This is a genomic window from Serratia sp. CY52157, assembly GCF_052168495.1.
Lineage (GTDB): Bacteria > Pseudomonadota > Gammaproteobacteria > Enterobacterales > Enterobacteriaceae > Serratia > Serratia ureilytica.
Genome location: NZ_JBJNMO010000002.1, coordinates 785416 through 801476, shown reverse-complemented (window position 1 = coordinate 801476; position 16061 = coordinate 785416). Strand labels below are relative to the sequence as shown.

The following is a 16061-nucleotide window of genomic DNA, read 5'->3' as shown; positions in this document are numbered from 1 at the left end:
AGTCAGCCGAAGGCGGGCGATTCCGCCCCGGCGGTTTAGCGGCGAAGCACGCTCCGCCGGGGGTATCAGTTGGCGTTCTCCGCCGGCTTGTTACCGGTGAGAGGACGGCAAGGCAGCAGCAACGTGTTCATCAGCATTTCGGCCGGCAACGGCGCCGGCAGCTGGATTTCACACTGCGCCGCGCCGTTCCAGTGCACGCTCATGCGCTCGCCGGGGTTGAGGCCGGACAGGTAAACGCTGCCGCCGTCATTGATGATGCCGGTCTCCTGTTTGCGGGCATTCAGCACCGTGGCGCCAAACGGCGGCTCACTGCCGTCCGCCAGCTTGACGATCGCCATCGCCTTCTCGCCGGCAATCACCTCGAACTTGCGGTAGCCGATGGCGCCCTCGGTCAACGTGGCCTGCACCACGGAACGCGTCGCCTCGACGTTGTCGCCCAGGCTGTTGAGATCGATGCTGGCCTTGTTGCGGTAGTAGCTGTTCACATCCGCCACCACCGCCTTGCCGTAACGGTTGGTCAGCACCGTACTGCCGTAGCCACGCACCGGCACGCCGGCGACGCCTTCGGTATCGAGCAGCAAGCGCGTGCCGCCCGGCGTATTGACCCGATGCAACACCGCCCCTTCCGCCGCCATCGTCAGGCCGCCCTGCGCGCCGATGCCGACGGCGCTGTAGCGACCGGCCTGGTAGCTGGCGTTGGCGTTGATCTGCGCCATATCGCCCTGATGGCTGTAATACCCGCTGGCGGTCGCCCCACTGCGCGCGGCACCCGCGCTGATCTGATAGTTGTTGTGTTCATCGACCCGGTTGTAGTAACCGACCCGATGAGCGTTCTCTTCGCGATCGAGCGTCATGTTGTAACTGAGCGTCCCGGCGCTGCCCCAGGGCAGCGACAGCGACAGGTACATCCCGTCGTCGTTGCGCTCGTTGTAACGGTTGCGATAGGCCGACAGCGATACGCTGACGTTCTTGAAATCGCCGATATCGAAGTAGCGCGATACCATCAGGTTGTAACGATCGTTCGGCGCCCGATCCCAGTAGGTTTGGTGGCTGTAGTTGAGATAGGTGCTGAGCCCCAGATCGCGGAACTGTTTGTTGAAGGTGATGGTGTACATCTCCTTGCTCTTGCCGCTGCGTCCCCCTTCGTAACGCGCATCGAGGTAGTCCCCCATGCTCATGAAATCTTCCTGGGAGAAGCGGTAACCGGCAAAGGTGACCTGGCTGTCGTATTCATCGAAGTTCTTCGAATAGCTCAACCGATACGAACCGCCGGTCAGCGTGCCCTCCTGCGGCAAACGCGCACGCGACTGCGTGGCATCGAACGACAGCGCCCCCAGCGCCATCAGATCGCGCCCGACCCCCAGCGACAGCGCGTTATAATCGCCGCCGGCGATGCCCCCACCGTACAACGACCAGCCGTTGCTGATGCCCCAGGAGAACTCGCCGGTGCCGAACATCGGCCCGCGCAGGTGATGCCCCCACTCCGACGGTTTGCCCGTCGCCAGCTTGTAACGCACCGTGCCCGGGCGCGTCAGGTAAGGAATGTTGGCGGTGTTCATCTTGAACTCCTGCACGCTGCCGTCCTGCTCTTCGACGCGCACGTCCAGCTCGCCGGAAACGGCGTCGTTGATGTCCTGAATGCGGAACGGCCCCGCCGCCACTTGCGTTTCATACAGCACGCGCCCTTGCTGGCTGACCACCACCTTGGCGTTGGTTTTCGCCACGCCGGTCACTTCCGGCGCATAGCCGCGCAGGTTGGGCGGCAACATGCTGTCGTCGGATCGCAGACTGACGCCGGTAAAGCGCAGGCTGTCGAAAATGTCGGAGTTCAGGTAATCCTCCCCGATCGTCAGCCGCGAACGCAGCGCCGGGATCGCCCGATAGGCGTAATAGCGGCTCCAGTCGAACTGTTTGTCAGTCGGCTGAGAAGATCCGGTCTGGTGGTTGAGGTTGGCCTGCCAGTCGGCGCGCAGGCGCCAGGCGCCCAGGTTGGCGCCGCCGGTGCCGTTGCCGCTCAGGCTGTAGCTGCTGCCGCCTTTCTGGTGCTTTTGCGTTTGGGCGTTGACGTTATAGTCAAACAGCAGCCCGGGAATACCGTCATCCCAGCGCGAAGGCGGATCCCAGTTTTCCGAGCTGTACTCCAGATAGGCCTGTGGGATGTTGAGATACAGCGCGGAACTGGCGAGATCGCCGCGCGCTTCCATCCCTGCCAGACTGGAGGCGTCAAGGCAGCGGCCGCCGTGTGTCCAGTTCAGCGTGCTTAACAGCTTTTCTTTCAGCCCCAGTTGGTTGACCAATGCCGGTGAAAGACAGGCTTCGCTGCCTTTAGGATCGTTCTCAGGCGCCAAAAACGTCACCGGCTGTTCCGGCAGGTCGTTCTTATTGACGTGCACCACCATGGTATAAACGCCCGGCATGATGTAGCCGCTGCGCGTAAATTGGCTCAGATCGATATTTTTACGATCGTTGATGTCTAATACGTCAGTATTGAATTGAATAACGTCGGCGGCATAGACCAACGCGATCGGATTTCCCAGAGAAAGGGCAACACAAAGCCCCAAAGCTTGAAGACGAAATAACTTCCCTGCCGGTGAAAGCATAATAAAAGTCCTTTCAATAACGAATTAACCGTCAGTACGAGAAAAAATCAAAAATAATCCAGCTTAAAACGCACTGTGGAAAAATACGCTCCCGCCTTCAACGGCTGATGATTCGGCATCAACGTCATGGAATAATTCAGCACTCTATTTCCCGGTATTATTCCTTCCATCGGTAAGGGTTTCCCTGGAATAACCGGCGTGCCGTTGCTGTCTTTTATCTTCAATGCGACGCCGCGCGCCTCGCCCTGTACGCCAAACAGAGCACCTTCCGCATAACCATCAAACGTGACCTGAAAGAATTTCCAATCAGGTTTGTTTTCCGGCCGTTCCAAAATGCAGTTGACCAATTCAATACTGAAAGGTTTGGTCATCCCCTGGCCGTCACGAATGATCTGCCCGAGAGGAAGAGTGTCCATATCGATCGTCTGATCGCGGCTGCCGGCGGCAATGGCGCAGGCGGTGTCGATAATGGCGCCGTGCATACTGACCTTGCCCCACCCCTGCGCGGCGGAAGTTGCATGGCCGGGCGCAAACGCCAACGACGCCAAAAGAACGGCACCCGCTCGATTCCTTGGTAAAAACATCGCGACATTCCTTTGACAGGGAGATTCACCAGGCATGCGGCGAACCCCATGCCTGGTTGATTAAGCCTTCGGACTCACTTACTGATAAGCCAGGGTGAAATCGGCTACGGCGGTGAAGTCGCCCGGAACGATGGCGGCGGAAGCGCCTTCGCCCTGCAGGTAGGCGGCGAAATGCAGGGTGTTGTTGCCGGTGTTCAGGGTCTGCGCGGTAGTCGCTTCACCCAATTTGATCGGCTGGCCGTTGTAAGAGATGGCTACGCCGGCGCCGCTGGCGGTGCCCGCGATGCCCAGCAGATCCTTATCGGTAGACGATGCTACGCCGCTGAAGGTGGTTTTAACGGTTTTCAGGGTGGTGATGTCGCACTGCTCCAGCTTGATTTCAAACGGACGCGGGTTGGATTTGCCGCCGTTTTTCAACGCCACGTTGGACACCTGGCCCAGATCTACGGTCTGATCGATCGACTCAGGCGCAATAGAGCATGGCGCATCAATAATAGAGCCCGTGAAGGTGACCTTACCATGTCCCTGATCGGCTGCCTGTGCAAAAGAACTTGCGCCAAATGCAATCACTGCAGCCATCATGATTTTGTTAAGTTTCATAGAACCTATATTCCTTATAAGAAAAAATGCATATTCCAATCAAGAAAAAGAGCAACAGGAAACCTGCTCGCGCTTATATGTGCGCAGCCCTGATTCTTTAGCATCTTGCTAGTTGGTTAACTGCCAAAACCCAAAGGCACCGACAATAAAAAGTCGATAACGGCAAGTCTGCAGCGGCCCACCCATTAATGAATTCGTCCTATAAAAATAAACGAAACCACAACGAGCAGGGGCCAATACTTTCTAATCCGCCCTTCTTGTCCGGCGATGAATATTCTGGCAAATGCCTCTCAGCAAAAAAAGGCTTTTTTTGATCAAGGCGAACATTCGCAATTTATTTCCTAATTAAAGTTAATTTACTGTTATTTTTAGGCTCATAGATCGTAAAAAATACTTTTATAGAGCAATATCCTGTTTTTGCGAGATTCACAAGTAATCAGATCGCAAAGTGGCTCTTTGTGAATATAATAAACCAAAATTTTAGGTTTCTGCGTGACGCCACCCCTGCCTGAACATAGGTAAAAACGGGGCGGGCAACGCCTTTTTTTTCAATCCTGATAAATAGATAGGAATTTTCTTTGTTCGCGTTTTACCTCGTTGTTGGTAGACGGCGAATGTTTGTTTTTTCTTAGGAATACGGCAATCGGAATACAGAGGAAGTGCTATGGAAGCGTTATCTCCGAAACAAAAGGAAATACGGCAATTGCAGCACGATCTGCTGCAAACATTATTCGCGCAATCGCCCCGTCAATGTCCCGTCGCCGGGCCGCCGCCACAGCAGCAGTGGCTCTCGACACGGCAACTGGCCAATGCCGTCAACGTCGGTGTTTACCGGGCTCGACGGCTGTTATTGGATCTTGTCGCCCGACAAGAAGTGATTGTGACGGACGGCTCCATCAACAACTCGTTGAGGTGGTATCCCACCGCGTTGCTGGACGGTGGCGATAACAACGGCATACCCAACAAAGATGCATCTCACTCTCCTTTAACGGAATAAATATGGCCAGCCGGCCTGATTGGCAATATTTCATTGCGGAGTAACGCCGCACACCATTTATATATATCGGGATATTATCGTGAGAAAAACAGCCCTGCTATTTTTACGTTGCTGCCTGGCACTCTCTTTCTTCCTGCTGTTTGGCAACGCCAACGCATTTACTTGCCGCACGTCCGATGGCGGACTTATTCCCCCAGGGGGATCGGCCACGCCGGTTGACGTCCGGGTTCGCATCGGACCGCAGCTTTCTTATGGCAAAAACGAAATCGTCAACGTCAGCCAGGTCACCTGTAAAAACGACGTCGCGAGCTGGTACGACTATCTCAAAACCGATAGCCCGGCGCTGTCGATGAACGGCGCGATTTTTGGCTCGATCGGCAGCGGCACGACCATCAACGGCAGCGACTATAACTCCCCGGTGCCTGCCGGCATCAGCGTACTCAGCCTCACCGGCTTGCAGACCCAGTCTGTCGCCATCCGGGTCTATATCGTGTTGAACCGTTTCCCAACGCCGGACATCAAGGTTAATAAGGGTGACGTCATCGGCCAAATCAACTTTATTCAGACCAACGATCAACCGGGCTGCCCACAGTGCGGCGTTTATCGCTGGCGCCTGATCGCCGACAACGACGCCTACTTCGTCACCACCAGTTGCACCATCAACAACGGCCAGCAAATTAATGTCGATTTTGGTCAGATCCGCCAGGACTTCCTGACCCAGAGCGCCAACGACGCCCAGATCAAACAGGACAAAGCGCTCAGCTACCAGTGCGACGATCAGAGTGCGACGCAGGATATTCTGATCCGGATGGTCAGCGACGCCAGCGGATTCTCCAGCGATTTTATCAAGACCACCAACCCCAACGTCGGCGTGGCCATGGTGTACAACGGCGCGGTGGTAAAGCCCAACAATGCCTTCAGAACGCGCATCGTCAACGGTCTGGGCAACGACATCGTCACCTTTGTGCCGGTGAAGAACAATGTCCCTTACACCAGCATCGCCACCGGTCCGCTGTCGGGCTCGGCCACGCTGATCTTCAGCGCACCTTGAGACGGGAGCCAGAATGAACATGACGATAAAAACGGGCTGCGCCCTGCTGTTGGCGCTGGAGTTGATTAGCTCGGCCGCTCAGGCCGCCGATCAGGGCACCAAAGTCAACATCACCGCCACCGTGGTGGCGCCTCCGCCTTGCGTGATCAACGACGGGCGCACCATCGATATCGACTTCGGCAAGGTCGGCATCAAACGCATCGACGGCAGCCGCTATATGCAACGCATCGATTACAGCATCAAATGCGAGTTTCTGGATAACAGCCGCCAGTTGAAAATGAAGATCATGGGCAGCGCAGCGGCCTTTGACAACAGCGTGTTGACCAGCAGCGTCACTGGATTGGGCATCAAGCTGTTGGCCAACGGTAAGGCCTTCGCCATCAATACGCCGCTGAACATCGACTACGCCAATCCGCCGACGCTTGATGCAGTGCCGGTGAAAAACAGCGCCGTCACCCTGGCGGAAGGCGACTTCTCCAGCGGCGCCACCATGCTGGTGGACTATTTTTAAAGCGCCGCTTCGGCCGGATACTGAAAATAAAAAAAAGCCGCAACGTCTCCGTTGCGGCTTGGTCGAGGATGGTGCGCCCGGGGCGCTCCTCACATCAGGCTATTCAGCCGAAGATCCCGCCGAACCACTGGCTCAGCTTCATCATCACCATATCCCAGATGCGGCTGAAGAAGTTGCCCTCTTTCACCTCTTGCATCACCACCAGCGGGTGCTGTTCGATGGTTTTGCCGTCCAGCTGGAAATCGATGGTGCCGACCACCTGGTTTTTCGCCAGCGGCGCTTCCAGCGTCGGTTGGGTCAGCTTGTAGCTGGCCTTCAGGTTTTTCATCTGCCCTTTCGGAATGGTGACCGAGGCGTCTTTCGCCACGCCGAGCGGCACTTCGCTGACGTCGCCGAACCACACTTTCTGGGTGACGAATGGTTTATCGGCCTTGATCGGCGTCGCGGTTTCATAGAAGCGGAAGCCCCAGGTCAACAGCTTTTCGCTTTCGCTAAAGCGCACGCGATCGCTCGGCGCGCCCAGCACCACCGAGATCAGGCGCATCGGGCCGTCGGTGGCGGACGCCACCAGGTTGTGACCGGCGCCGCTGGTGTAGCCGGTCTTGATGCCGTCAACGTTCAGGTTGCTGCTCCACAGCAGACGGTTGCGGTTAATCTGGCGGATCTTGTTGAAGGTGAACTCTTTCTCTTTATGCAGCGCGTATTCGTCCGGCACGTCGCGGATCAGCGCCTGGCTCAACAGCGCCATGTCGCGCGCGGTGCTGTACTGCCCTTCCGCATCCAGGCCGTGCACCGTCAGGAAGTGGGTATTCTGCAGGCCCAGGGATTTGGCGTAGTTGTTCATCAGGCCGACGAACGAATCCTGGCTGCCCGCCACGTAGTCCGCCAGCGCGATGCTGGCGTCGTTGCCGGACTGGATCACGATGCCCTTATTCAGTTCCAGCACCGGCACCTGATCGCCCGGCTTGATGAACATCAGCGAAGAGCCGCGCAGCGCCGGGTTACCGGGCGCCCAGGCATCTTTGCCGACGGTGACCATGTCTTCCGGCTTGATCTTGCCGGCCTTGATCGCCTGGCCGATCACGTAGCTGGACATGATCTTGGTCAGGCTGGCGGGATCGAGACGCGTATCGGCATTGCCTTCGGTCAGCACTTTGCCGCTGTTGTAATCAATCAGAATGAAGGCCTTGGCGTCTACCTGCGGCGGCGCCGGCGGCTCGGCCGCGTGTACGGCCGGGGCGGCCAGCAACAGGATGCCTACGCTGAAGGTCAGTTTTTTCAGGGAAGTGGATAAGTTTTTTTTCATCATGACGTCGCCAGAGTGTCCATTCAAAACCATTGAAATAGCGTTAACTTTCAAACATGTTCACGTTTTAAGCCAACCAGCGAGAGTGGCCCGGTGCGCGCGTGCCGGCCGCAACCCCCTGCGGCGCCCGTAGCGGGTAACACAACACACCGAAAATGCCCTTGCTGTGAGTTTATGTGATTTATCTTATTTTTGCAGGGTTTAGCGTGAATTTTCAGCATTTTTACATAACTGTACGCAGGCACGCACTTATCGTTCAAAAAAGCATCGAGACGCGCACATTCGCCCCCATCCACGGCTAAACGGCCAAGCATCTGCACCGCTAAACATCTGCGCTTCCATACGTCTAAAAAAGATTAATATATTCCATAATGGCATATAGAACCGTTATTTGTTCTTTTTAAAGCGCTTATCCTCAGCGCTATCATCCGCACAACGACTTTTATACCGAATAATCCTGGAGATGAGTCATGGCGATCCCCCATTCCGTCATCGAGATGATTGGCAATACCCCGATGTTGGAACTGACCCAGTTTGATACCGGCCCGTGCCGGCTGTTCGTCAAGCTGGAGAACCAAAACCCCGGCGGTTCGATCAAAGACCGCGTGGCGCTGTCGATGATCGAGCAGGCCGAGCGCGACGGCAAACTGCAGCCGGGCGGCACCATCATCGAAGCCACCGCCGGCAATACCGGCCTGGGGTTGGCGCTGGTGGCGGCGCTGAAAGGCTATAAGCTGCTGCTGGTGGTGCCGGACAAGATGAGCCGCGAAAAGATCTTCCACCTGCGCGCGTTGGGGGTAGAGGTGTTGCTGACCCGTTCGGACGTCGGCAAGGGGCACCCAGCTTATTATCAGGATTACGCTAAACGCCTGGCCGGGGAGATCCCCGGTGCCTTTTATATCGATCAGTTCAACAACCCGGCCAACCCGGCGGCCCATACCACCACCACCGCGCCCGAACTGTGGCGGCAGATGGATCATGACGTGGACGCCATCGTGGTCGGCGTCGGTTCCGGCGGCACGCTGGGCGGGTTGAGCCGCTATTTCGCCGAGGTTTCGCCGCAGACGGAATTCGTGCTGGCCGACCCTGCCGGCTCTATCCTGGCGGACTATCTCGACCACGGCCAAATCGGCGAAGCGGGCAGTTGGCTGGTGGAAGGCATCGGCGAAGACTTCGTCCCGCCGCTCAGCGACTTTGACCAGGTGCGCCACGCTTACCGCATCGGCGATGAAGAAGCCTTCACCACCGCGCGCGATCTGCTGCGCAAGGAAGGCGTGCTGGCGGGCTCCTCCACCGGCACCCTGCTGGCCGCCGCTCTGCGTTACTGCCGCGCGCAAACCGAACCCAAGCGGGTCGTGACCTTCGTTTGCGACAGCGGCAACAAATACCTGTCTAAAATGTATAACGACCACTGGATGCTGGAGCAGGGCCTGCTGAGCAAACCGCAGCACGGCGATCTGCGCGATCTGATCGCTTATCGCCACGACGAAGGCGCCGCCGTTTCCGCCGCGCCGGACGACACGCTGGCGATCGTGCACGCCCGCATGCGGCTGTACGACATCTCGCAGCTACCGGTGCTGGAAGGCGATCGGGTGGTCGGATTGATCGATGAGTGGGATCTGCTGAACGCCGTCCAGGCCGACGCCGCCCACTTCAGCCTGCCGGCCGGCAGCGCGATGACCAAGCAGGTCCAGACGCTGCAAAAGGAAGCCGGCTACGAGGAATTACAGGCCACCTTCAACCATGGCCACGTCGCGGTGGTGCTCGACGGCGAGCGCTTCCTCGGCCTGATTACCCGCACAGACGTGCTTAACGCCTGGCGCCAAAAATTACGTTAATAAGGATCCATTATGGCCAAGTTTGATACGTTGACCGTTCACGCCGGTTACACCCCGGACGCGACCGGCGCAGTGATGCCGGCGATTTACGCCACCTCCACCTACGCCCAACCGGCACCGGGCGAACATACCGGCTACGAATACTCCCGCAGCGCCAACCCGACGCGCACCGCGCTGGAAAGCGCCATCGCCGAACTGGAAGGCGGCAGCCGCGGCTACGCCTTCGCCTCCGGTCTGGCGGCGTGCTCCACGGTGCTGGAGCTGCTCGATAAAGACAGCCACCTGATCGCGGTAGACGACCTGTACGGCGGCACCTATCGCCTGTTGGAAAAAGTGCGCAGCCGCACCGCCGGCCTGCGCGTGACTTACGTGTCGCCGGCGGATCTCGCCGGGCTGGAACAGGCGATCGAGCCGGATACCAAAATGATCTGGGTCGAAACGCCGACCAACCCGCTGCTCAAGCTGGCGGATCTGAGCGCCATCGCCGCGATCGCCAAAAAGCATCAGCTCATCAGCGTGGCGGACAACACTTTCGCCTCGCCGTATCTGCAACGTCCGCTGGATCTGGGCTTTGACGTGGTGGTGCACTCCGCCACCAAATACCTTAACGGCCACTCCGATGTGGTGGCGGGCGTCGCGGCGGTGGGGAATAACCCGGCGCTGGCGGAACAGCTCGGTTTCCTGCAAAACGCGGTCGGCGGCATTCTCGATCCGTTCAGCAGCTTCTTGACGCTGCGCGGCATTCGCACTCTGGCACTGCGCATGCAGCGCCACAGCGACAGCGCGCTGCGCATCGCCCAGTGGCTGGAGAGCCAGCCGCAGGTGGAAAACGTCTATTACCCCGGCCTGCCGAGCCATCCGCAGCATGAGCTGGCGGCGCGCCAGATGACGCGCTTCGGCGGCATGATCTCGGTACGGCTGAAAGGCGACGACGCCTATGCGCGTCGGGTCATCCAGCGTTCGCGCCTGTTCACCCTGGCGGAAAGCCTGGGCGGCGTGGAAAGCCTGATCAGCCAGCCGTTCAGCATGACGCACGCCTCCATTCCGCTGGAACAGCGCCTGGAAACCGGCATCACGCCGCAGCTGGTGCGCCTGTCGGTAGGGATTGAGGATGTGGAAGATCTGATCGCCGATCTGCAGCAGGCGCTGGCGGAATAATCACCGCATCAGCGCACCATCAGCCCGGCCGACGCGCCGGGCTTTTTTACGCCCGGCGTTCAGACGCCGATGACGTCCTGATAAAAACGGTGCGCCACATCGGGGTGAGAGCGGATGCGCCCTTTCAGGTAATTGTCGCCCACGTCGCGAAACAGCGGGTTGAGCGGATCGCTGGCCGGGCCGCGCGCCTGCGCCGCCAGCTGCGGCGGCAGTTGATACAGCGGCACCACCGCGTCCAGCCGCGCGCCGAGGAAGAAAGCGATCGACAACCTGTCGCGCCCCGCCGGCGGCGTTTCCACCCGGTGCACCGTGGCGCGCAGATAGCCGTTGGTCGCCAGCTCCAGCAGCTCGCCGATGTTCACCACGAAAGTGTCTTCACGCGGCTGGGCGTCTATCCACCGCCCTTCGCTCACCTCCACCTGCAGCCCTTTTTGCGCGTCCTGCAGCAGGAAGCTGAGAAAACCGGAGTCCTTGTGCGCGCCAACGCCCTGTGCGCTGCCGGTAGCCTCCCGCCCCGGATAGCGGATCAGTTTGATGTGCTCGTTGGGCTTCTCGCCGTACAAGCGATCGAACGCCTGCTCCGGCAGCGACAGCGCCAAAGCGAAAGCGCGCAGCAGCCGCAGCGACATGGCGGTCATCGCCTGTTGCCACTGCAGCAGCAGCGGTTTCAACGTCGGCAGCGCTGCCGGCCACTGGTTTGGCCCCTGCAGGCGCGCCCAGCGTGGCGTGTCGTCAGACAACGTCAGCGCCGGGCGTTCGGCGCCGATATCGAACTGCTCGCGCCAGTCAGGCTGCCCGCGCGTGAGCTCCGCCGCCGCCCGGTTGTAACCGCGAAAGTGCGGCGAATGCACCATCTGCACCGCCAGCTTGTCGGCTTCCGGCAGGGCGAAAAATTGCCGCGCGGCGTGCTGCAGTCGCGCATTCAACGCGCCGTCTACGCCGTGCCCACGCAGATAGAAAAAACCGACGTCGCGGGCCGCCGCGCGCAAATCGTCGAGAAAGGCGCGCCGCTGGCGCGCATCACCGTCAAGCTGCGAAAGATCCAGCAGCGGCAGCGTCTTCAGCGTCGTCAGATGCGTCATCATGCGGTTCCTCTTCTTCCCCGATCACGATCGGGCTGCCATACAGACGAATAATCAACATTGTCACTCCCCAGCGGGTAGCTGCATTTGCCCCATAGTTATCACCGCGCTCGCCGGAGCGGCCAATATTGTTGCGTTCTAAGTTATGCAAACGTTCAACAAACTGTCGCAAAACCGTCATCAATGTTTCTTATGCTCTGCGCAATTTCGCCGACGCCGCTGGCTGGCGATGTGCGCTATCCGCTATCCTGTAAACGACCTCATACCCTGCCTGCCGGAGAAATACTGATGGATTTAGCCTTATTCGACCTGGATGAAACCCTGATTGACGATGACAGCGCCAGCCTGTGGATCCGCTGGCTGGTCGGCCAGGGGTTCGCGCCGGCGGAGCTGGAACTGCAGGAGCAGCAGCTGATGCAGCTCTATTATCAGGGCAAGCTGTCGATGGAGGACTACATGCAGGCCACGCTGGCGCCGCTGGCCGGCCTGAGCGTGCAAACCGTGGCCGGCTGGGTGCAGCGTTACATCCGCCGCGACATCCTGCCGCGCGTCTATCCCGCCGCCCGCGAACGCCTGCAGTGGCACCGCGAACGCGGCGACTGCATCCTGGTGATCTCCGCCACCGGCGAGCATCTGGTGGCGCCGATCGCCGAACAGCTCGGCGCCGACGATGCGCTGGCGATCGGCGTGGAAATCAGCGATGGCCGCTTCACCGGCAACACCTACGGCACCATGACCTATCAACAGGGCAAGGTGATCCGCCTGCAGCACTGGCTGGCGCAGCACCCGCACCTGAAGTTCGAGCACAGCCACGGCTACAGCGACTCTCTCAATGACAAGGCGATGCTGCAATTCGTCGACAGCGCCACGGTGATCAACCCCGACAGCGAACTGAGCGCGCTGGCGGCGGAGCGCGGCTGGGAAGTGTGCCGCTGGGAACGCTGAGCGGCAGACAAAAAGTGCCCTGCGGTGTGACAAAAAGCGCGTTGTGGCGTAGGTATAGAGGGTCCTTATATCCGCTAACGGAGTTATCCCATGCTGACCATTTGGGGTCGTGAGAATTCGAACAACGTCAGGAAGGTGCTGTGGTGCGCCGCCGAATTGGGGCTCAACTACACCCACATCAACGCCGGCGGGGCGTTCGGCAAAGTCAACGAAGAGAGTTACCGCGCGTTGAACCCGAACGGCCTGGTGCCGCTGCTGCAGGACGATGACTTCGTGCTGTGGGAGTCCAACACCATCGTGCGCTACCTGGCGGCGAAATTCGGCGACGCGACGTTCTATCCGCAAGATCTGCAGGCGCGCGCCGCCGCCGAGAAATGGATGGACTGGACCACCTCGACCATCGTTCCGGCCTTCACCATCGTCTTTTGGGGCCTGATACGCACCGCGCCGGAGCTGCGCGACATGGCGAAAATCGAAACGGCGATCGCCACGCTGGAAAAACACTTCGACGTCATCGAACAGACGCTGGCGCACCAGCCTTACCTCTCCGGCGGCGCGTTCGGTTTCGGCGATATCCCGCTCGGCAGCTTCGCCTACGCCTGGTTCGAAATGCCGATCGCCCGCCGCCCGCGGCCGAACATGGAGCGCTGGTATCAGCAACTGCGCGCACGCCCGGCCTACCAGCGCGGCGTGATGAGCGCACTCACCTGACGCGTGCGGGGCGTTACGACGCCCCGACCTTCAGCAGCTTGCCGTCCCGTTCGTCCGTCAGCAGATACAGGTAGCCATCCGGCCCGCTGCGCACCTCGCGGATGCGTTCGCCGCGATCGCCCAGCAGCCGCTCTTCCGCCACCACCTTGTCCCCCTTCAGCGTCAGGCGAATCAGTGCCTTTTGCGCCAGCGCGCCGATGAACAGCGAGTGCCGCCAGGCGGGGAAGCGCTGCCCATCATAGAACGCCATGCCGCTGAGGCCGGGCGAAACCCGCCAATAGTGGAGCGGTTGTTCGGTGCCGGGCACCCGCTCCCCTTTCGCCTCGGGGATCGGCTGGCCGGAATAGTTGATGCCGTAGGTGGCCAGCGGCCAGCCGTAGTTTTTACCCGGCAGCGGGATGTTGAGCTCATCGCCGCCGCGCGGACCGTGCTCATGCTCCCAGATTGCGCCGCTCCACGGGTTCAACGCCAGCCCTTGCGGATTGCGATGGCCGTAAGACCAAACCTCCGGGCGTTTACCTGCCTGGCCGACCCAGGGGTTGTCCGGCGGCACGGCGCCCTCGGCGGTCAGCCGCACCAGCTTGCCCTGCAGTTTGTCGGTCTCTTGCGCCGTCGGCCGCTGATTGTTTTCGCCCAGCGTGATAAACAGGTAGCCTTGCCGATCAAACGCCAATTTGCCGCCGAAGTGATTGCCGACCGACAGCTTGGGCTGCTGACGGAAGATCACCTTAAAGTTTTCCAGCCGCGCGCCATCGTCGCTCAGGCGGCCATAGCCGACCGCCGTGCCGGCTTTGCCGCCCTCGCCCGGTTCGGCGAAGCTGAGATACACCCGGCGACTGGCGGCGAAATCGGGCGCCGGCAGCACCTCCAGCAGGCCGCCCTGCCCTTCGGCGTAGACCTGCGGCACACCGGCGATCGGCGGCGACAGCCCTTTATCCTGCTGCCACAGCCGCAGCCGGCCGGGCCGTTCGGTGATAAGCAGGCCTTGTTCCGCCGGCAAGAAGGCCAGCGACCAAGGGTGTTCCAGGCCGTCCTGCAATTGGCTGACCGTCGGCGCGGCGTGCGCCAGGCCGCTGCATAGCAGCAAACCGGCCAGCAGAGTCAATCGGGGCATGGCGTCCTCCTGAAGATAAAATAACCCGTTTAGTGTAGCCCACTCAGCGGCCGCGGTCGTTTGCATTACATTTCAACGGGTTGCCTTTTAGCCGCCATGTGCTTAAGTTAATCCATTACCCAGGAGGAAAAATGGACATTACCGTTACCGACGCGATCGACGAACAAACCCTCGATGCGATCAGGCAAGGCCTGCGCGCTTACAACCTGCCGCATATCGACGCCAGCCACCGCAAGCCGCTCAGCGTCTATGCGCGCGACGAAGCCGGCGCGGTGATCGGCGGCCTGACCGCCGAAACCTGGGGCAACTGGCTGAGCGTCGAGTGGCTATGGGTGGCGGATACCCAGCGCGGCAGCGGCCTCGGCGGCCGGCTGATGCGCGCCGCCGAGCATGAGGCGCAGGCGCGCGGCTGCCGCTACGCCCGCCTCGACACCTTCAGCTTCCAGGCGCGACCGTTCTACGAAAAGCTCGGCTATCAGCTGCAAATGACGCTGAAAGAGTATCCGGTAGAACATGAGTGTTATTTACTTACCAAAACGCTGACTGATTAATGGATGGACGGATGGACAGCAAAAGCATGGTGGTGAACTGTGTGGCGTACAAAGCCGGCCAACGGCTGGGCGAAGTGACCATCGACGATATCAGCGAGGTGGTCAAACAGCCCGACACCTTCATCTGGCTGGGATTAAGGCAGCCGGAGCCGGCGTTTATGCGCAAGGTGCAGGAGGAGTTCGGGCTGCACGATTTGGCGATCGAAGACGCGCTGTGCGCGCACCAGCGGCCGAAACTGGAGACCTACGGCGACTCGCTGTTCATCGTGGTGAAAACCGCGCAGTGGGGCGAGCACGACGAAATCGAATATGGCGAAACCCACTTCTTCGTCGGCAAAAACTTTCTGGTGACGGTGCGCCACGGCGCTTCGCCCAGTTACGCGCCGATCCGCGCCAAGGCGGAAGAGAACCACAAGCAGATGTGCCGCGGGCCGGGCTTCGCCCTCTATTCGGTGTTGGACTTCGTGGTGGATAACTACCGCAGCGTGGTGGCGCGCTTCGAGAGCACCATCGAGAACATTGAAGCCAACATGTTTCAGTCAGAGTTCGATCAGGCGGCGATCGAGAACGTCTATACCCTGCGCCGCCATCTGCTGGCGCTGCGCAACGCCGCGCTGCCGATGGATGAAATCTGCAACCAGCTGATCCGCCTGCACGAAGAGGTGATCCCGAAAGAGCTGCGCGCCTACGTGCGCGACGTGCAAGATCACGCCCATCAGGTGGTCAGCAATATCGACGACATGCGCGAAATGCTGACCAACGCCATGCACGTCAACCTGGCGCTGGTGACGGTCAAACAAAACGAAGTGGTGAAACGGCTGGCGGGTTGGGGGGCAATCTTGGCCATCCCGACGGTGGTCTTCAGCCTGTACGGGATGAACTTCGCCGACATGCCGGAACTGAAGTTCCCGTGGGCCTATCACGCCACGCTGGGAGTGACCGCCGTCGGCTGCATTTTCCTGTATCAGAAACTGAAGAAATCGGGCTGGCTGTAAGCGCCAGAACGGCGCTTT

General features: G+C 59.8%; 16 protein-coding genes. 9 read left to right on the top strand and 7 right to left on the bottom strand.

Annotated features, from left to right (window positions below; translation table 11 throughout):
* Nucleotides 1-65: 65 nt before the first annotated feature.
* The 3 genes from ACJ8IP_RS13585 to ACJ8IP_RS13575 form a co-directional block, all read right to left on the bottom strand.
* Nucleotides 66-2600 carry an outer membrane usher protein gene (locus ACJ8IP_RS13585; protein WP_442524425.1) on the bottom strand — a complete coding sequence of 845 codons (2535 nt, stop codon included), beginning with the start codon at nt 2598-2600 and terminating at the stop codon, nt 66-68.
* A gap of 47 nt (nt 2601-2647) precedes the next feature.
* Entirely contained in the window at nt 2648-3184 is a 537-nt protein-coding gene (locus tag ACJ8IP_RS13580) for a fimbrial protein (RefSeq protein ID WP_047024966.1), read from the bottom strand.
* Between the two features lie 78 nt (nt 3185-3262).
* A complete protein-coding gene (locus tag ACJ8IP_RS13575; protein ID WP_025302212.1) occupies nt 3263-3784 on the bottom strand; it encodes a fimbrial protein in 522 nt (173 codons plus the stop codon).
* 664 nt (nt 3785-4448) lie between these two features.
* Here ACJ8IP_RS13575 and ACJ8IP_RS13570 point away from each other — a divergent pair.
* From ACJ8IP_RS13570 to ACJ8IP_RS13560, 3 genes are all read left to right on the top strand, one after another.
* On the top strand, nt 4449-4781 hold the full coding sequence (locus ACJ8IP_RS13570) for a hypothetical protein (RefSeq protein WP_025302211.1): 333 nt from the start codon (nt 4449-4451) through the stop codon (nt 4779-4781).
* A gap of 232 nt (nt 4782-5013) precedes the next feature.
* Nucleotides 5014-5832, top strand: a complete 819-nt coding sequence (locus ACJ8IP_RS13565) for a fimbrial protein (RefSeq protein WP_416153075.1) — start codon at nt 5014-5016, stop codon at nt 5830-5832.
* A gap of 19 nt (nt 5833-5851) precedes the next feature.
* Nucleotides 5852-6343 (top strand): fimbrial protein, encoded by a 492-nt coding sequence (locus ACJ8IP_RS13560; protein ID WP_226772988.1) that lies wholly within the window; start codon nt 5852-5854, stop codon nt 6341-6343.
* A 103-nt stretch (nt 6344-6446) separates the two neighbouring features.
* Here ACJ8IP_RS13560 and ACJ8IP_RS13555 read toward each other — a convergent pair whose 3' ends face one another.
* On the bottom strand, nt 6447-7652 hold the full coding sequence (locus tag ACJ8IP_RS13555; RefSeq protein WP_257712848.1) for a serine hydrolase: 1206 nt from the start codon (nt 7650-7652) through the stop codon (nt 6447-6449).
* A gap of 467 nt (nt 7653-8119) precedes the next feature.
* Between ACJ8IP_RS13555 and ACJ8IP_RS13550 the strand changes: the two genes are divergently transcribed.
* Together ACJ8IP_RS13550 and ACJ8IP_RS13545 are read left to right on the top strand one after the other, a co-directional pair.
* Complete coding sequence (locus tag ACJ8IP_RS13550; protein ID WP_042784067.1) at nt 8120-9487, top strand: pyridoxal-phosphate dependent enzyme; 1368 nt, start codon at nt 8120-8122, stop codon at nt 9485-9487.
* 12 nt (nt 9488-9499) lie between these two features.
* Nucleotides 9500-10645 (top strand): trans-sulfuration enzyme family protein, encoded by a 1146-nt coding sequence (locus tag ACJ8IP_RS13545; RefSeq protein ID WP_033642498.1) that lies wholly within the window; start codon nt 9500-9502, stop codon nt 10643-10645.
* A gap of 59 nt (nt 10646-10704) precedes the next feature.
* Here ACJ8IP_RS13545 and ACJ8IP_RS13540 read toward each other — a convergent pair whose 3' ends face one another.
* Both ACJ8IP_RS13540 and ACJ8IP_RS13535 read right to left on the bottom strand, forming a co-directional pair.
* A complete protein-coding gene (locus ACJ8IP_RS13540; RefSeq protein ID WP_164106193.1) occupies nt 10705-11727 on the bottom strand; it encodes an isopenicillin N synthase family dioxygenase in 1023 nt (340 codons plus the stop codon).
* Nucleotides 11672-11908, bottom strand: coding sequence for a hypothetical protein (locus ACJ8IP_RS13535; RefSeq protein ID WP_072008235.1), 237 nt, complete (start codon nt 11906-11908; stop codon nt 11672-11674). The genes ACJ8IP_RS13540 and ACJ8IP_RS13535 overlap by 56 nt, the downstream gene beginning before the upstream one ends.
* Nucleotides 11909-12015: 107 nt before the next feature.
* Between ACJ8IP_RS13535 and ACJ8IP_RS13530 the strand changes: the two genes are divergently transcribed.
* Both ACJ8IP_RS13530 and ACJ8IP_RS13525 read left to right on the top strand, forming a co-directional pair.
* Nucleotides 12016-12672 carry an HAD family hydrolase gene (locus tag ACJ8IP_RS13530; RefSeq protein ID WP_033642497.1) on the top strand — a complete coding sequence of 219 codons (657 nt, stop codon included), beginning with the start codon at nt 12016-12018 and terminating at the stop codon, nt 12670-12672.
* Between the two features lie 90 nt (nt 12673-12762).
* Complete coding sequence (locus ACJ8IP_RS13525; RefSeq protein WP_033642496.1) at nt 12763-13383, top strand: glutathione S-transferase family protein; 621 nt, start codon at nt 12763-12765, stop codon at nt 13381-13383.
* 13 nt (nt 13384-13396) lie between these two features.
* On the opposite strand, the gene ACJ8IP_RS13520 is transcribed toward ACJ8IP_RS13525, so the two are convergent.
* Nucleotides 13397-14497 carry a PQQ-dependent sugar dehydrogenase gene (locus tag ACJ8IP_RS13520; RefSeq protein WP_033642495.1) on the bottom strand — a complete coding sequence of 367 codons (1101 nt, stop codon included), beginning with the start codon at nt 14495-14497 and terminating at the stop codon, nt 13397-13399.
* A 131-nt stretch (nt 14498-14628) separates the two neighbouring features.
* Here ACJ8IP_RS13520 and ACJ8IP_RS13515 point away from each other — a divergent pair, with 131 nt between their 5' ends.
* Together ACJ8IP_RS13515 and ACJ8IP_RS13510 are read left to right on the top strand one after the other, a co-directional pair.
* Nucleotides 14629-15048 carry a GNAT family N-acetyltransferase gene (locus tag ACJ8IP_RS13515; protein ID WP_033642494.1) on the top strand — a complete coding sequence of 140 codons (420 nt, stop codon included), beginning with the start codon at nt 14629-14631 and terminating at the stop codon, nt 15046-15048.
* An 11-nt stretch (nt 15049-15059) separates the two neighbouring features.
* Nucleotides 15060-16043, top strand: coding sequence for a magnesium and cobalt transport protein CorA (locus tag ACJ8IP_RS13510; protein WP_033642493.1), 984 nt, complete (start codon nt 15060-15062; stop codon nt 16041-16043).
* Nucleotides 16044-16061: the final 18 nt, after the last annotated feature.